This is a genomic window from Paenibacillus glycanilyticus, from assembly GCF_030161375.1.
Taxonomy (GTDB): Bacteria; Bacillota; Bacilli; order Paenibacillales; family Paenibacillaceae; genus Pristimantibacillus; species Pristimantibacillus glycanilyticus_B.
The window spans coordinates 117,795-134,224 of record NZ_BSSQ01000005.1 but is presented as its reverse complement, the minus strand read 5'-3'; the positions used below and the strand labels follow the sequence as shown (position 1 = coordinate 134,224).

The window sequence follows — 16,430 nt, the reverse complement described above, 5'->3', positions numbered from 1 at the left end:
ACATTATTGGAGGTAAAGAGATGGCTGGATGGGCTAGGCTTAAAGATTTATTGGTCGAGGAAGTGAAGCAACGCAGCGATGAAGCCTGTCTGGTAGACGGGTTCCTGGAACGGATTGAGGAATCTGGCGATAACCAGTCGGAATTAATGGCGATTTATGCGGAATTATGCGCTTTGGAGCTAACGCATCCCAATAGAGACGAACCTGATGAGCTGGAGGAGATCAGGCGTCTTCGCCCGAACGGTCCCCGCTAATTGGACAAGGAGCTCACCCATGAACAGTGGTCAGATAAGTTCTACGGCGCATGGCTTGGGAGAGCCATTGGCTGTGCGCTAGGAAAACCGCTCGAATGGCCCAATTTCATGGCCGGCTCGCATGGAAGGACGGGTTGGGAGAACGTATATCTATGGTTCAAGGGAGCAGACGCTTGGCCGATTAACGGTTATACTCCGGGATACTCCACAGCTAAGGATGAGTATGGAATTGAACTTGCTACCTGGGGTTCTGCCAGTACTAGAGAACGTATTGCCTATATGGAAACGGATGATGATATCCGTTACACCGTACTTGGTTTAATCATGCTCGAAAGAAAAGGATTAGATTGGGATTCTTGGGACATCGGCAAGCTGTGGCATGAGCTCTTGTCCTATAACCAGGTTTGTACGGCGGAAACACAGTCCTATCTAAATTTCGCCCAAGTTACGCATCATTACGGGGAGCAAAGCAGGCCGGCAGATTGGGAGCAGAAGAAAAATTGGGTGCGCACCTATTTGAATCCATACCGCGAGTTTATTGGCGCCCAAATCCGTGCAGACGGCTTAGCCTACGGGGCAGCTGGCCAGCCTGAGCTGGCAGCCGATTTGGCTTGGCGGGATGCCTCCTTCTCTCATGTACGTAACGGTATTTACGGTGAAATGTTCGTGGCCGCCATGATCGCCGCTGCTTTCGTGGAATCGGATCCGACTAAAATTGTAGAAATTGGATTAAGTGAAATTCCCGCAAACTGCCGTCTGGCACGGGACATTCGTAAAGCTGTATTAATTGCGAGCAGCACAGATGATCAACTCGTGTTAGTTGAGAGAATATGGGATGCCTTTAAGCATTACGACCCTGTCCATACCAATAATAATGCCGCTTTGGTAGCGGCATCCCTAGTATTTGCGAAAGGTGATTTTAATTTAGCAATTGCTACATCGGTTCTAGGCGGGTGGGATACGGATTGTAATGGGGCGACAGTAGGTTCCATTATGGGAGCATCGCTGGGTGCAAAGCAATTGCCAAGCCATTGGGTCGAACCGCTCCAAGATACCTTGTATTCGGCAGTTGTTGGTTTCCATCCGATCGCCATTTCGGAATGTGCCCGAAGAAGTCACCAAGTCTATTTGAAATTAAGGGAGCAGCAAATAGTAACGAAATAACGCGGGGGCGCCCGAATGAGGAAGGATTCTTCCTCATTCGGGCGTTTTTCAGTTACAATTGGGAGAATAATGGATGATGGTCTAAAGGGAGGTATGGCTCATGATATTGCACATTACATACGAGGATAGTGAACTTCCCGTTAACAGTTTCAAATGGACGCCAAGCTTTGAACTCGAGACGCAGCATCATCACCAAAGTTTTGAGATGGGCTTATGTCTATCCGGGAGCGGGAAGTTTTATTTTGGCGGCACGGTCTATCCCGTAGTTCCGGGAGATATCTTTGTTGTGAATATATTGGAAAATCATATCGCCCAATCGAATGAAGGCTGTCCCTGCGAGTTTCTATTCCTTAACTTTGATTCGGGGTTGCTTGCCAAAGAAGAGCCTGAATTGATGGTACCCTTTCGATACTATCCTTTTCATTTTCAAAACCGATTGCACGGCAGTACCGATGTTTTGGAACGTCTGCGGTCGATGATTAAACAGATTTATGCCGAGAAAGAGCAGCGTGCTCCGGGTTACCGAACGGCGGTCAAAAGCCTGCTAATGTCCGTATGCGTGGAGCTTCTTCGAATGTCCAAAGAAGAAATCAGCAATACGACATGGCTGGATGGCATGCGAAATTATGAGCATATTAGACCGGTACTGCAGTATATGGATCAGAATTACCAGAAAGAAATAAACTTGTCGCAATTGGCCTCGGTATTTCATATAAGCCAGTCTCATTTATCCCGGTTAATATTGGAAGCAACGGGGAGGAAGTTTAAAAGCTATATGTCTACCCTTCGCATACAACATGCTAAGAGATTATTAGCGACAACAGTTATGCCGGTTACTGAAATATGCTATGAATGCGGGTTTCAAAGCATGGCTACCTTTTACCGCAATTTTAAGCAATTTGTAGATCTATCTCCCGAGGACTACCGGCGGGTTATGTTGACTAACTACGAATTACATGGGGGCAGGCAGCAGGACGTTGAAGTGAGCGAGGGGTTAAAAAAACATGCTGATCGATTATGATTTTTTTAACGGTTTTACTCCTCGGATTATAGAGGTAGCTATTCGAGATAAACAGGTGTGGGAGCAGCTCGATTACCAGATTGCAAGGGAACGGACAGGCTTGCATTCGCTGGCTTATGTTTATGGCGGAGAAGGACAGCTGACATTTGCCGGAGAAGACCGCTCGCTTGGGCCTGGGGATTTATTTCAAATTTGGCCGGGGCATCCCATGCGGTTAACTTCCAGCCGCTCCAACCCTCTTCATTTCTATTCCTTTCTGTTTCAGTACCGGATTATTCAATGGGATGGGGGCACGATGCTCAGCCTCGAGCCAGCGGGAAGACTGCCGTTGCAGCTGGGAAACGGTGGCCCTGAGAAGGCGGCGCTGGAGTCTTCATTTCGGGAGGCTTACGAGCTTTGGCATGAAAAAAACAACGGCTACGAGTGGCATGTCAAGCTGCAATTGTTAAGTGTGCTCAGGCTTATTCAAAGACTCGGAGCCAACCGGGAGGACCATCCAGATGCTGCATCGGCTGTTCAGAAGGCCATCCAGTATATGAAGCAGTCTTTCAAAGAGAATCTGACCCGCGATCAGCTGGCAGGAAGCATTTCCTTGTCACCGGGTTATTTCTCGGTTTTATTCAAGGCGCATACGGGCGTTAGTCCGATGCGGTATTTAAATAAAATCAGGATGGATCAGTCCAAGCTGCTGCTGAGAAATACGAATATCCCTATCAAGCAAGTTGCGGAGGAATGCGGGTTTGAAGACTCCTTTTATTTCTCCAGATTGTTTCAGAAAGAGACGGGGATGTCTCCAAGACAATTCCGAAAATCATAAGTCTTGAAAAGGCATGAGGATCTGATAATAATCCAGATTCTCATGCCTTTTCTTCATGTACGCGAGGGTGCCTGCCATGTAGAGTATAGCTATCGAAGCGATTACACTTCTGCAGGACAAAGGAGAGCTCACCAATGGTTAAGCCAAAAATTATTGATACGGATGTGCATAATGCGATTGCCAGATCCGAGGATTTACTGCCCTTCTTGCCAAGGGTGTGGCATGAATATTGGAAGTCGGCGGGAGCGGGATACGGGGGCGGCTGGCATTCGCCGATCGGCGTACTTCGCTCCGACGCGATACCGCCGGGAGGCGGCTTGCCTGGCAGCGACCCAAAATATATGCTTGAGCATCATTTTCAGAAGTATGGTATTGATTACGGCATATTGACGGGCTCCGGCATTCTGGGGATTTCGCTTAACCCTAATCCGGATTACGGAAACGTGATCGCCACTGCCTATAATAATTGGCTTGTTGAAACCTGGCTTAAGGTTAGCCCCGTGTACAAAGGTTCAATTCTTGTGAATCATGCGGATCCGCTGGCAGCGGCGCAAGAAATCGACCGTATGGCAGCAAATAAAGACATGGTGCAGGTTATTATGTGCAGCGGATCTCGCATGCTGTTTGGTCAACGTTTCTATCATCCGATCTATGAAGCGGCCGAGCGCAACGGCTTGCCGGTTGCGGTTCATCCGGGCACGGAGGGCAGAGGCATCTCAGGCGCTCCCACGCCATCCGGTTATCCGACTTCTTACCTTGAGTGGCATAACATACTGCCTACCAATTACATGGCCCATGTCAATTCTCTTGTGTGCGAAGGCGTATTCGAGAAGTTCCCGGGCTTAAAATTCGTCGCGATTGAAGGCGGTATTGCCTGGCTTCCCCATCTCATGTGGCGGATGGACAAGAATTACAAAGGTTTAAGAGATCTGGTGCCATGGCTTAAACGGCTTCCGTCAGAGTATATCAAGGATCATATCCGGCTGACGACGCAGCCGATTGAAGAGCCCGCTGACAACGAACATCTGAATCAGATAATGGATATGGTCGACGCCGGCAGAACGGTCATGTTCTCATCCGATTATCCGCACTGGGATTTCGATAATCCGAAGATGGCGCTTCAGCCGATTCGCAAGGATCTTCGCCAGCGCATTTTGGTCGATAACGCAATGGAGCTATACGGGCTGTATGAAGCGCCCGCTGCCATAACAGATGCTGAAGCGGCTTCCGTTAAGGGGGAGTAGCAGAGATGGAAAAAACGCGGAATCGTTACGAAGCGGCTACGGTCGAAGAGCTGCGAGATGCCAACCGATTGATCGTTACGGTTAAGGGAATGGAAATCGGCTTATTTGCGGTGGGAGGGCAGTTTTATGCCTGGCGCAACATTTGCCCCCATGCCGGCGCTCCCGTATGTCAAGGTCCGGTATGCGGTACAAGGTTGCCTTCTCTGGTCTATGAGTACAAGTACGGCAAAGATCAAGAGATTGTACGTTGTCCATGGCATGGCTGGGAGTTTGATCTGCTTACAGGCCAGCATTTGGTTGACGAGAAGGTAAAGCTTCGCGGCTATAAGGTTGAAGTGGAAGATGGCCTGATCTATGTCTTGATCTAGCGGAGAACGGTTGTATCACATTTCGATTAGACGGAGGGTATACGTTTGTTAAGCTTATATTCAAAAAACAATCCGGTTGATTTTCTGATTATCGGCGGTGGTCCGGCAGGTTTGTTCGCAGCTTTCTATGGGGGGATGCGCCAGGCTTCGGTCAAGGTTATTGAGAGTATGCCTCATCTTGGCGGACAGCTTGCTGCACTTTATCCCGAAAAATATATCTACGATATTGCTGGATTCCCCAAAGTGACTGCCCAGGAGCTGGTTGAACGGCTGAAAGAACAGTTAAGCCATTTCACGACGGACATTGCGCTGGAGGAAAAGGTGCTAAACGTCATCAAGCATGATGAGAAACTGTTTGAGGTTATTACGGATAAATCCGTACATTTCGCAAAATCAGTCATTATTACTGGTGGGGTTGGGGCGTTTGAACCTAGGCGGCTTGAGCTTCCCGAAGCCGCGAAATACGAGAGTAAAAATTTGCATTATTTCGTTGACGATCTTAAGCGCTTTACGGGGAAGAAGGTGCTGATCAGTGGAGGCGGAGATTCTGCGCTTGATTGGTCGCTTATGCTGGAACCGATTGCCGAACAAGTTACACTTGTCCATCGCCGCGACAAGTTTCGGGCGCATGAGCACAGCGTTCAGGCGTTAATGAATTCCAAAGTTAACGTACTGACCAATAAGGAAATTACTGTCCTTCATGGGGATGAGGAAATTGAAGCAATGACCCTTCTCGATATGAAGACGAAGGAAGAGATGAACCTTGAGGTGGACGCCGTTATTGTAAATTACGGATTCGTTTCTTCCCTCGGTCCGATTGCGGAATGGGGGATAGACATACAGAGCGGTTCAATCGTAGTCGATACCCGCATGGAGACAAACATACCTGGCATTTTCGCGGCGGGCGATATTACAACTTATCCAGGCAAGCTGAAGCTGATTGCGGTCGGGTTCGGAGAAGCGCCAACCGCGATCAACAACGCCAAGGTGTACATTGATCCCGAAGCCAAGCTATCCCCGGGTCACAGCAGTAACATGAAGCGTGCATAAGTGGATACAAGAAGGATGACAGCCGAATAAGAACTTGAATAGCGCATGTCATCGCAAACATTATTAACTTGTCGTACGAAAGGTTGTGCAGAGGCATGAATCGAGTGGGCCATTGGGGGCTGGATAGGGATCGGTTGCCGGTCTATCACTATACGGGCGGCTACCCGTTTTTCGCCAAGGATAAAGCTGGCCAAGATGCAAAGCTCCCGGTGGATCCTTGCTTTCTACTAGGCAACTATCGGGCCACTATATTCGCGCATGCAAGTGGTATGTACGAATTTATAACCGGCGAGCGCGGATGGGCCAGGCTGAATCATGCGGGGAAAAACGAAGGATGGAATCAATCCGTTCTCCGCGTCTCGAGCGGAATCGATCAATCGACTGCAGAATACTTATTAGTCGGTGATCATTCTAATGAAACCATACAATGGAATTCTCGCTTTGGAGTAGGTTATGCCCAGTATAGCTACAGCTTTGGCGAGCAGGTGACCGTATCCAAAACGATATCTATGCAGCCCTCCTCGGAGCTTCATGCTGGCAATCCGTCCATGCTAATTGAATTGAGCTTGAGTAATGAAGGTCAATCTCCGGTGACGATAAACTATACGGAAGAGCTGCTCGTTCAATACATGTTAATGAATGATCAGTCGCTATCTCCAGATAAGCGTCTTGTCCAATATCGAAATCAGTTAAGCACACTGCGAGATCAGGCCACCGCAATAGCGGAAATATTTTGCGAACCGGTAAAGCTGCTTGTATGGCCCGATAGTATTGAAGATAGCTTCACGCATGACATTGCCCCTCCGTCCGTGTTTATGCATGCGGTTGGAGGAACTTCCCATACAAGTAGAGCTGGTTTCAGGAATACGGATATCGGGGATGTCTTATTTGCGGAATTTGAGGCCGAGCTTTGCGCGGGAGAACAGAAGAGCATTCAGTTGATCATTGGTTTGGCTTTCGACCATGCAGGAGACGAAATGCAGAGTCAAATCGAACACATGCTTAATCATGCAAAGCCAAGCGATGAATCCGTGGGAGCGTATGCCCACTTATGGCATCAGATTCTTCCGGATCTGGAGAGAGAGAAAGACCCGGTTCTGCGTACCGAGATGTTGTGGAATGCGTATACGCTAGAAGCGATGGCAACCTATAGCCAATACTTCCGGGAAACTTATGTTCCGCAAGGCTCCGTCTATGCGTATCATCTAGGGGAAAACGCTTCGAACCGAGACCATCTTCAGCATTGTCTGCCTCTGATTTATACGAATCCGGCGCTTGCGAAATCCTGTATTCGAAATGCGATGAAACATTCGTCAAGAGACGGGGAAATCAAGCGGCAAAATATTGGCTTTGGTTACAGCGATCCAGGTGTCTATATGGAAAGCGATGCGCAGCTGCACATGTTTATGGCCGTTGCCGAATACCTGAATATCACAGGCGATTATGAATTCCTTAACGAATGCATCAGCTACTATCCAGTTGAAATTGGTCGTCAGGATACGGTGTTCAAGGTTCTCGTCAAGCACTTTGTTTATCTAAGAGATACGGTTGGTAGAGGCCAGCACGGTTTAATTCGAATGCTCAATTCGGATTGGAGCGACAGCTTCTTCCATCCTTATTCGCCGAATATCTATAAGCACTTTGCGCAATCCCATTTAAACACAACGATGGCGCTTGCCTTTATTCCGCGGTTATTAAGGGAATTGGAATACGCGGATTCCGTTATAGAGGACATGGCTTTGCTTGAAACCTTTGTGAGCCAATTCAAGGATTACCACGATGAGTTATCTGCTGCTTTTATGACGGATATGCAGGGTAGAACCTTTTCTCCGCGCTGCTATTTAGGCGAGGATGACAAAGCTGAGCTGAAGTTCGGCATAGATCAGTTATGCATCGAACCCCAAACTTTTCTGCTGCAGATCGAGAGCTTTCCTGTTGAAAGGAAGAAGCAACTGTATGCCGAGATCCGAGCAAGGGTACTGGACGAAGAAAGGTACGGCGCTCGAACAAGAGAAGTTCCTTTATGGAGTAGCGGCGACGGAGAAGACGGCGGAATCTGGTTCTCGCATCAGGGTCCGTTAATGATTGGTCTTGCAAGCTTTGATAAAGAAGAAGCAGTCAAGTTGTTCAAGAAGGTGACCTTCCACCAATTTGCGGAGTATTATCCGGATTATTGGGTCGGGCATTGGACTTTTGCGGACAGCTTGAACTCTTCATTATCCCAAAGAGAAGGTTTATATCATTTCTGGGTAGAAGAAGCCTTCCAGCCTTATTGCGCTCATGTTCACGCATGGATGTTATTTTGTTACTACAAGCTGTTTAAATAGTTTATCGCTGATAAATGAAAGCAAACACCTCTTTTGCGAAACCAGCAGAAGGGGTGTTTGCTTTCCAGGATTCATAAACGGTAGCTTAAGTCGGAAGCTACGTGCTTTCTAACCATTATTCCAAATCTCGCGAATTTGCACAGGTCGCCCGGCATCCGATGACAAATAGGAAGCGATGACAATGCCGAGGGGCTTCGCGCCTTCTTCACCGTTGACCGCAGGCTCACGGTCCAGCTCGATTGCATCGAGGAAGTCTTCTAGTTGATCTATATGAGTTTCTCCCATCGTGTCCTCAGGACCCAATTGTCCCTGATTTGAAGATGGAGAGGTAGGCGAGATATAGGATGAAGCGGGATCATCAGATAAATGAATGCATTGAAGCTTATTATTTTCTAAAATGATTGTTCCTTTCGTCCCAATCAGCTCTATGCGGGTATGATATCCCGGATATGCGCAGGTTGTTGCGAATAGGGTTCCAATGGCACCATTATTATATTGCAGGGTAATTGCAGCCACGTCCTCCACTTCGATACGGTCGTGGCCCGCTGTCCGGCATTGGGCGTACACACTGTTCACGGGGCCGGCCAAATATTGTAGCAGATCGATCGTATGTATGCCTTGATTCATGAGCGCGCCTCCGCCATCCCAACGTTTGGTGCCTCTCCATGAAGCACTATCATAGTATTCTTGGTTCCGATACCAATTGATAGATGCATTGCCTGCAATGATCTTGCCAAGCTGCCCTTGATTAATCATCGTCTTGGCCTTAATGATATCCGGGTGGAAGCGATGCTGAGAGATCACGCCTAGCTTGACTTGATTATGATGGCAGGCGGCTATCATCTGCTGTGCCTGTTCCCAACGGATGTCCATCGGTTTCTCGACAAGGATGTGCTTTCCTGCGTTTGCGCAAAGTATAGCCTGCTGCCCATGAAGACCGCTTGGGGAGCAAATGGAGACGATCTGAATATCCTCCCGTTTAAGCAACTGCTCCAGATCGGAATAGGCATCACAATCGAACTGTTCCGCAAGCCTTTGGGCATTCTCGATTCGATGGTCGTAAATGGCAACAAGCTGAGGTCTTTGCATACTGCTTAAGACCTGTGCGTGCTTGAATCCAATCATTCCGGCTCCGATAATTGCAATGCCAAATCTCTTCTTGGCCATAAATAATTATTCCCCTTTATGAAACTTACGCCAATCTAAAAGCATGCCCATGGATCGTTCCTTATCGTTCAATAGCTGTTCATAACAGCTTCCCGCTTGCGAGGCTTCAACCACATGTGTCAGCAGGGGGGAGACGCATAACTTGCCGGTGTGAAACATATCGAGGGCATACCGGATATACTTGCTTCTCATGGATTGACCGTTAGTGGTTTGCAAACCTTCGTGAGCGCCTACCAAGGAAACTCCTTTAACATGAATGTGCTCATAAGTTTTAATAGTTGCTGATCCTCTAGGGGAACCCAGAAGCACAACTCTGCCCATGGGCTTTACCAGCTCTAGAGCGCTGTTCACCATGTCAGGAATCCCCGTGGCCTCGATGACAAGCTCAGCTCCCGTATATCCTCGTACTTCCTTTAATTTCTCCATGGTGAGGCCTAGATTGTCGGAGACAAGCGTATGGGGGATTCCCGATGCCCGCGCGATTTCTAATCGCCGCGGAACGGGATCAACGCCGATGACTCGCGCACCATGAATAGCATAAAGCTGGGCTGCAAGCTGTCCGATTAGCCCCATCCCCAGGACAATGACGGTCTCTCCATGCTGAACCTTAGCCTGCATCAGCGAAGTAGCGCTAATTGCGGCTAATCGTGCAAAGGTAGCGTACGCCATGTCTTGATCGGGGAGTAAGGGAAATAAAGTGCGATTCTCTTCTGTATCCATTGTAAAAACGTTATGACAAGCATGCGAGCCAATGCCAAAAACCTTTTGTCCGAGTTGAATGTCCGTGACTTCTCCACCTATAGCGGTAACCGTACCCGCAATTGCATAACCCGGGGAGAAGGGGTATTTAGCCCAACGGTTGTGCGGATTGGCCAGTCCGGTATGTGTACCCGTGTATAGAGCAAGTTCTGTACCCGGACTGATCAAGCTGTACTCTGTAGCAACGGTTACTTGTTTAGAACCAATTTCTTGCAAGGTTTCCTGCTGAAATTCAATCTGATAGGGGCCAGGGAAAACCAGTTTAGTCGCAATCGTCATGGCAATCTCTTCTTTCCTTTATATTTGTAAAAACGTTATGACAAACATGGGTTAAAAAGCCCCCAAGGTAATTCGATCCTTACTTAGATCTTGTTCCTTAGACGGCTTCCGCAGCTATCGCGAATGACTAATTCCGCGTCGAACAGAATATTGGAAGTAGCGGAATACTCCTCGCCGGCAATCAAATCCAATAAGCGATGAACGGCAGTTCTGCCAATCTCCTGCAAGGGCTGATGGACGGAAGTAAGAGCAGGTTTCACCAGCTTTGCCATAGGAATGTCGTCGTACCCGACCACAGCGACATCCTGCGGGACGCGTAGACCAATGGCTTCACAGGCTTGCAATGCGCCAAGCGCCGTCATATCGTTCCAGCAAAATAAGGCCGTGTAAGCAGCGCCTTGCTCCTTCAATTGCATGACTCCATGGTGTCCCGATTGGAAGGAGCCGTCACCGCGGACGATAAGTTCCTCCGCAACTTGAATGCCATGCAGCTCTAACGCATGACGATAACCCATCTCACGGTCTGCTGAATGTCCGATGTATGCGATGCTGCGGTGACCTAAACCTATGAGATGTTCAACGGCTCGAATGGAACTGGTGTGTTGATCGACACCGACTAGCAACGTATTTGGAAGCCCCTGTACAAGAGATACCATTTTCACGTTGGGCCATGTATCCAAGTTCAGTTGATCTTGCTCTAAGGGATCGTTCAGCCGGATACCGGCAATGATCCCGTCGACTTTACGATCAATGAGTGTCTGGATACAGGATAGGTGCTTCTCCAACTGATATCCTGCCGTACAGAGCAGCATGGTATAGCCCTTGTTCCAAGCGGCCTCCTGCACATATTCCGCCAATGCGGACCAATATTCGTTCGTGAGAGCGGGAACAACAAGTCCGATAGATTGGGTCTGCTTGTGAATCATGGCTCTGGCTGTCAGATCCGGTTTGAAATCCAGGCTCTCGACGGCGGCTCGAACACGTGCGCGTGTTGCCTGGCTTACTCGGTCTTTGCCATTTAATACCCGGGATACGGTTCCTATTGAAACACCGGCTGCCCGAGCTACTTCCTTTATGGTCACCTTCATAGCTTCACCCTAATTATGCGAATGTTTGTCATAACGTTTTTACAACCACATTATAACATTCCTTTCTTAATGACTGTCAAGAAATTACGCTTGCGGGTTCAACAATCGGAGATCATACAAGATATTACAGGGGACAGCTTTACGCAGCTGTCCCTCGGATTGTTGCTATCTTCTCTTGGTAAGCCGCACAAAAACTGCTTCATTGTTTTTAACGGTTACTGGAATTTCGTTATCCGATACAGATGCCTGAACTTCACCGTACCAAACGGAATCAATTCCCCAACCTTCCTGAAGCTGGAGTGTTCCTTCCTGTTGCTGCGGAGAGTAGTTGATTAAGACCGTTATTCTGGCATTGGGATCAATTGGATGCTCGGTTATGCCAATATTCGGATTCTGTATAGAAGCAACTTTTTGAGAATCAACAGATGACTTTAATGCGTTGTATATTTTCCAATAAGGAAGCTCCTCGGGCTGGTAGCTGGTTTCTTGTTGTTGAGCCATTGCAAGTTCAATGGGAAGTGATAGGAAATAGACGGTTCCTTTGCCATAACTCGCCTTGGAGAATACAATATTCCCGTCGGATTCGGTTGCGAGAACCTCCCCATGCACAGCTTCCAGCTCAAGCCGGAAATCAGCTGGAATCGATAGATTTACCGGTTCATCAGCGTTATGAAGCGTGACTTCAGCCGGGCGGCCTCTGCGCATTCGATTGACAACCTTAAGACCCGTTAATTCGGTGAAGTTGAGCATGTTTGATCCATCCATTGATACATACAGGGTAGCCCCGTTATGGATTTTCCCGAGAAGCTGTTCCCATCGGCGTTTTGGAATGCCTGATACTCCGGTCAAGCTAGGAAGCATATAGAGCGGTGCATCTTTTAGAGGCTGATCTTCGAATTGATATTCTATTTCAAGTCCGGCTTGCTTGGCAAGAATGAAAGATCCTAGCGCCGTGCCCCAGTGATCCTGTTCGGTATTAATGATACAAACAGCGTCGATGATTCTAGCCGGCAACGAGGCAATCGGCAGTTCCGAGATCTGTTGTTTGATACGGGCCATCTCTACCAATGCCGGCTTCACGCGGCCATCTTCGGTTACCAATCCAAGCTCGCTTTCGCAGGCTACCCAGTCATATGGAGCGTGTTCGAGTCTGGTCTGGTCATTGGCACACCATAACAATCCGGGCAGACCATGGCTCCACTGCGTCAACATGCTGGTGCGAGCGAAAGCCGCAGCCACCTCTTCGCTGCATACCATCGGTCCCATTGTGCCCATTTCCTCCGCGAAACACGGTTTCCCGCCAATTCCGCTGTAAAACAGGCTTTCAGCCGTTGCATGTACGATCGGACGTATCGTGTTAATCGGGTCGAAGTCGGCATATGGCGTCCAATAGGGATAAGGGTGCGTCGTTAAAATATCGGTTAGCTCTCCTTGGTCCTGCATCGTCCAATTCCCTGATGGAATGAGGCTATGCATGCCTGAGATAAGCGGTCTGCTAGAATCGGCGGACTTAATAGCATTGGCAATGGATGACGTCCACAGCCAGGCTTCCTCGCGGCTATGAACTTCTCCCATGACATTACACTCGTTACCTAGATCCCAGGCAATAATAGCATCTAATTCACGCGTATGCCTGATGAAATATGTGACGAATCGGCTCTGCCAACGAATGGCATCAGGATCCGTAAGAATAGGTTTGCCTTCCAAGGCAGGAGGTACAAACAAGCGGCCGCTCATCCAACCAGTGATTAAGCCAACGATAAGCTTGAGGTTGTGACGCTCGGCAATTGCGGCCAGCTCAGCAAACCGTGCCATCATCAGCTCTGACATCCCCGCGTGCCCGGCTTCGGTATCCGGTACATGCTGTTCGCCGAACCGAATGCCTTTGTCCATCCCTTGTGATCCATATAAACGATGAATCGGCTGGAAATCCGGCCATAGCGGGAATACCCGCAATACCTCTACTCCAGAATCGGCAAGCAGACGAAAGTCGCGTTCAACGACCTCGGGTCTCCAGTCGGACCACATTCTGGTGCCGGCATGTGATGCCCAATAGTTGACACCGAGAAAGAAGGGACTTGGTAAGTTCAATAACGAATTAGTGGCCATGAAGATAATTCTCCTTTTATAACGTTAGTATTATCTTCAAATCATATCGAAAATAACTGCGGCTACGCTATAATGGGGATGATCAAAAATATAACATTTCTATCATGGAGTTGATGCCATGGCGACGCCGGTGTTTGAACAGAATAAAAATCAGAATGGCGGGTTTGAGCACCCCTTTTATACGGGGAAGCTTGAGACCGTAACGGACGGTTATCACTCCGGCTATCATTGGCACTATCATCTTGAGATGATTTATTTTACGAAAGGCGAAGCGATTCTTGAGGTGGGAAACGGAAGAAAGGAAGTATCCGCAGGAGATTTGATTCTAATCTATCCTTGTGAAGTACATGCCGTTATCGTAGAAAAAGGCGTGGCATCCGAACATTATGTGCTGGGGTTTGACCCCGAGGTATTGGAGCCGCTGTCAAGCTTAGCGTTTGAGCTGCGCTATGTCCGGCCCATTCTGGCTTCGCTGGATGCGCATCCCAGGGTATTGCGATTAAATAAGGAAGACCATAAACGGATGAACAGCTGGGTTATGGAGATTTATGATGAATATAGGAATCAACATATAGGTTTCGAGCTTGCGGTCACGTCCATTCTCTATCAAATCACGCTGTATCTGCTTAGAAATCCGGCAGTGGGCTGGTTCCGTTCAAGCGGGGATCATAGACAAGTACCGCCGGTCCATATTCGCAAGTTTGAACAAATTATTCAATACATACATGAGCATCTGCATGAAGATTTGTCGGCATCCATGGTCAGTCAACAAGCCATGCTGAGCTACAGTCATTTTGCAAGACTGTTCAAAGCCATGATGCACCTATCCTTTACGGATTATTTGCATTATTTGCGCATACAAAGAGCGGAGCAGCAACTGGTGGACTCGGAACGGAGTATTTCCGAGATCGCTATGGCGCTAGGGTATAACGATACGAGCTATTTTATCAAAATGTTCAAGCGCCTTAAGGGGATATCGCCGAATCAGTATCGCAAAATAGTTTTGCAATAAAGCAGCTTTTATTGTTTGCCGGAGGAATAGTTCCGAAGATAAATCAACTTTACAGGAATTAACGAGAAGTACGAATAAGGCCATACCCGTTATGATTGGTTCAGCAACAACAACCATATTAACGGAGGGGAATTGCAAATGACAAATGCATTGCTTTTACCGCAGGAAGTTGAATTTTATAAGAATAACGGGTACTTGCTTCACAATAAACAAATATTCAGCGAAGACAAAATGAAGGAGCTGAGCGGCATCTTCGAAGAGCAATGGGAGCTGGTCGGAAGAAAGCTCAACAGCGAGCTGGACACTCCGCATTTCCGTGACGAGCGTCTGCTCAAGTTCCTGCTCAGCGACGAAGTACTCGACTTGGTTGAACCAATCATCGGCCCGAACATCGGATTATGGTCAAGCCATTTCATCTGCAAGGAACCGTTGATCGGCAAGCAGACGCCGTGGCATGAGGATTCCGCTTATTGGAAAGGCCGTCTAAGCAGCTTCGATAAGATTGTGACAGTATGGCTTGCAATTGACCGCAGTTGGGAAGAAAACGGCTGCATGCGCGTCATTCCGGGAACTCATGCGGGCGGATTCTCCGAATATGAAGAAGTCGACGGGAAAGATAATATTTTCAATTCCGCGATCAAAAACATCGACGCTTCCAAGGCTGTCTACTTTGAACTCCAGCCGGGCGAATGTTCGTTACATGACTCGCGTATTATTCATGGCGCTACGCCTAATAAAAGCCCTTACCGCCGTTGCGGCTATACCATGCGGTATTTCTCTACGGAAGCGAAAGTGATTGAAGAGAAAAATCCAGGTCATAAAGTATGGCTGGCAAGAGGCAAGGATCTGGCGGGAAGCGCATTCGTCAACGTATAATAGATAGAAATAAATAAGTAGATATAGCGAAAGGGGAAGAACGGATGAATAACGGGTCGCCGGAGAGGCTCCTTGAGAGTAATTATTTGGAAGTCTCTTCCTCGTTTCGTATGTTTAAGCAAACGCTTACCGAGAAAATAGAAACGCATTGGCATGATTTTTTTGAAATGGGCTGCATCACCTCGGGTACGGGGCGACATATCGTGAACGGCCAAACCTACCGTCTTGAGCCAGGGATGGTATTTCTGCTGACAACCGCTGATTTCCATGAGCTGATTCCTGATGAAGGACAGACAATCGAGCTGTTCGATTTTATATTTAACGACTCTCTATTGCGCCCGGTCATCTATGAATCTATCTTCGGACATGCGGGTCTGTTCATCCATACTTTCGATAGCGAGCAGGCGCAAAAGATGGAGTCGGAATTCACCCTGTTATGGAACGAGTCGCAGAATTGGCAATTCGGCAGCGAAGTTATCGTACAGGGCAGCTTTGAACGCATCATTGTTGATCTTGTCAGACAGATGGATCTGATTAAACGAAGCGAACAAAGCAATAGCAAAGAGGTTATGCATCCTTCCATTAGGAAGGCGCTGCTGTATATTCAGCATCACTTCCGTGAACCCGTTTCGCTCGCAAACGCGGCGGGTTACGCGGGGTTATCCGCCAATTATTTGAGCGAATGCTTCCGTAAACAAGTCGGCATTTCTTTTCAGGAATATTTAAACGAGAGAAGATTGCAATTTGCGTCGGCGCTTGTCCGAAGCAGTGAGCTGCCCATTACGGAAGTGTGCTTCGCGGCGGGATTTAATTCGATTCCCCATTTCGATCGGACATTCAAGCGGAAATTCGGATGTTCGCCGAGAGAATACAGGAAGCAGGGAAGTTAAGCAGG

The 16,430-nt window shown here is 48.1% G+C and carries 13 protein-coding genes and 1 pseudogene; 10 read left to right on the top strand and 4 right to left on the bottom strand.

The features are described from left to right. Positions 1–20 precede the first annotated feature (20 nt). The 7 genes and pseudogenes from QQK89_RS06555 (at position 21) to QQK89_RS06525 (ending at position 8,245) form a co-directional block, all read left to right on the top strand. Positions 21–1,418, top strand: a pseudogene (locus QQK89_RS06555) (ADP-ribosylglycohydrolase family protein). A 100-nt stretch (positions 1,419–1,518) separates the two neighbouring features. Then, the gene (locus QQK89_RS06550) at positions 1,519–2,439 is read left to right on the top strand and encodes an AraC family transcriptional regulator (protein ID WP_284237691.1); all 921 of its coding nucleotides are present in this window, start codon (positions 1,519–1,521) and stop codon (positions 2,437–2,439) included. Beyond that, the gene (locus tag QQK89_RS06545; RefSeq protein ID WP_284237690.1) at positions 2,423–3,256 is read left to right on the top strand and encodes an AraC family transcriptional regulator; all 834 of its coding nucleotides are present in this window, start codon (positions 2,423–2,425) and stop codon (positions 3,254–3,256) included. The genes QQK89_RS06550 and QQK89_RS06545 overlap by 17 nt, the downstream gene beginning before the upstream one ends. Before the next feature lie 134 nt (positions 3,257–3,390). Continuing rightward, positions 3,391–4,500 carry an amidohydrolase family protein gene (locus QQK89_RS06540; protein ID WP_284237689.1) on the top strand — a complete coding sequence of 370 codons (1,110 nt, stop codon included), beginning with the start codon at positions 3,391–3,393 and terminating at the stop codon, positions 4,498–4,500. Positions 4,501–4,505: 5 nt separating this feature from the next. Continuing rightward, positions 4,506–4,868: a Rieske (2Fe-2S) protein gene (locus QQK89_RS06535; protein ID WP_284237688.1), complete on the top strand. Its 363-nt coding sequence runs from the start codon at positions 4,506–4,508 to the stop codon at positions 4,866–4,868. Positions 4,869–4,913: 45 nt separating this feature from the next. Further along, positions 4,914–5,918: an NAD(P)/FAD-dependent oxidoreductase gene (locus QQK89_RS06530; RefSeq protein ID WP_284237687.1), complete on the top strand. Its 1,005-nt coding sequence runs from the start codon at positions 4,914–4,916 to the stop codon at positions 5,916–5,918. 95 nt (positions 5,919–6,013) lie between these two features. Further along, positions 6,014–8,245, top strand: a complete 2,232-nt coding sequence (locus tag QQK89_RS06525; RefSeq protein WP_284237686.1) for a GH36-type glycosyl hydrolase domain-containing protein — start codon at positions 6,014–6,016, stop codon at positions 8,243–8,245. 108 nt (positions 8,246–8,353) lie between these two features. Here the strand turns inward: QQK89_RS06525 and QQK89_RS06520 are convergent, their stop codons facing one another. The 4 genes from QQK89_RS06520 to QQK89_RS06505 all read right to left on the bottom strand — a co-directional run bounded on the left by QQK89_RS06520 (position 8,354) and on the right by QQK89_RS06505 (position 13,647). Then, complete coding sequence (locus QQK89_RS06520; protein WP_284237685.1) at positions 8,354–9,412, bottom strand: Gfo/Idh/MocA family protein; 1,059 nt, start codon at positions 9,410–9,412, stop codon at positions 8,354–8,356. A 6-nt stretch (positions 9,413–9,418) separates the two neighbouring features. After that, positions 9,419–10,450, bottom strand: a complete 1,032-nt coding sequence (locus QQK89_RS06515) for a zinc-dependent alcohol dehydrogenase (RefSeq protein WP_284237684.1) — start codon at positions 10,448–10,450, stop codon at positions 9,419–9,421. Between the two features lie 83 nt (positions 10,451–10,533). Further along, on the bottom strand, positions 10,534–11,538 hold the full coding sequence (locus QQK89_RS06510) for a LacI family DNA-binding transcriptional regulator (RefSeq protein WP_284237683.1): 1,005 nt from the start codon (positions 11,536–11,538) through the stop codon (positions 10,534–10,536). A gap of 165 nt (positions 11,539–11,703) precedes the next feature. Beyond that, positions 11,704–13,647, bottom strand: coding sequence for a glycoside hydrolase 5 family protein (locus QQK89_RS06505; RefSeq protein WP_284237682.1), 1,944 nt, complete (start codon positions 13,645–13,647; stop codon positions 11,704–11,706). A gap of 118 nt (positions 13,648–13,765) precedes the next feature. Here QQK89_RS06505 and QQK89_RS06500 point away from each other — a divergent pair, with 118 nt between their 5' ends. The 3 genes from QQK89_RS06500 to QQK89_RS06490 all read left to right on the top strand — a co-directional run bounded on the left by QQK89_RS06500 (position 13,766) and on the right by QQK89_RS06490 (position 16,425). Then, positions 13,766–14,659, top strand: a complete 894-nt coding sequence (locus QQK89_RS06500; RefSeq protein WP_284237681.1) for an AraC family transcriptional regulator — start codon at positions 13,766–13,768, stop codon at positions 14,657–14,659. Positions 14,660–14,797: 138 nt separating this feature from the next. Continuing rightward, positions 14,798–15,535 carry a phytanoyl-CoA dioxygenase family protein gene (locus QQK89_RS06495; RefSeq protein WP_284237680.1) on the top strand — a complete coding sequence of 246 codons (738 nt, stop codon included), beginning with the start codon at positions 14,798–14,800 and terminating at the stop codon, positions 15,533–15,535. Between the two features lie 44 nt (positions 15,536–15,579). After that, positions 15,580–16,425, top strand: a complete 846-nt coding sequence (locus tag QQK89_RS06490; RefSeq protein WP_284237679.1) for a helix-turn-helix transcriptional regulator — start codon at positions 15,580–15,582, stop codon at positions 16,423–16,425. The last annotated feature ends 5 nt before the right edge of the window (positions 16,426–16,430 follow it).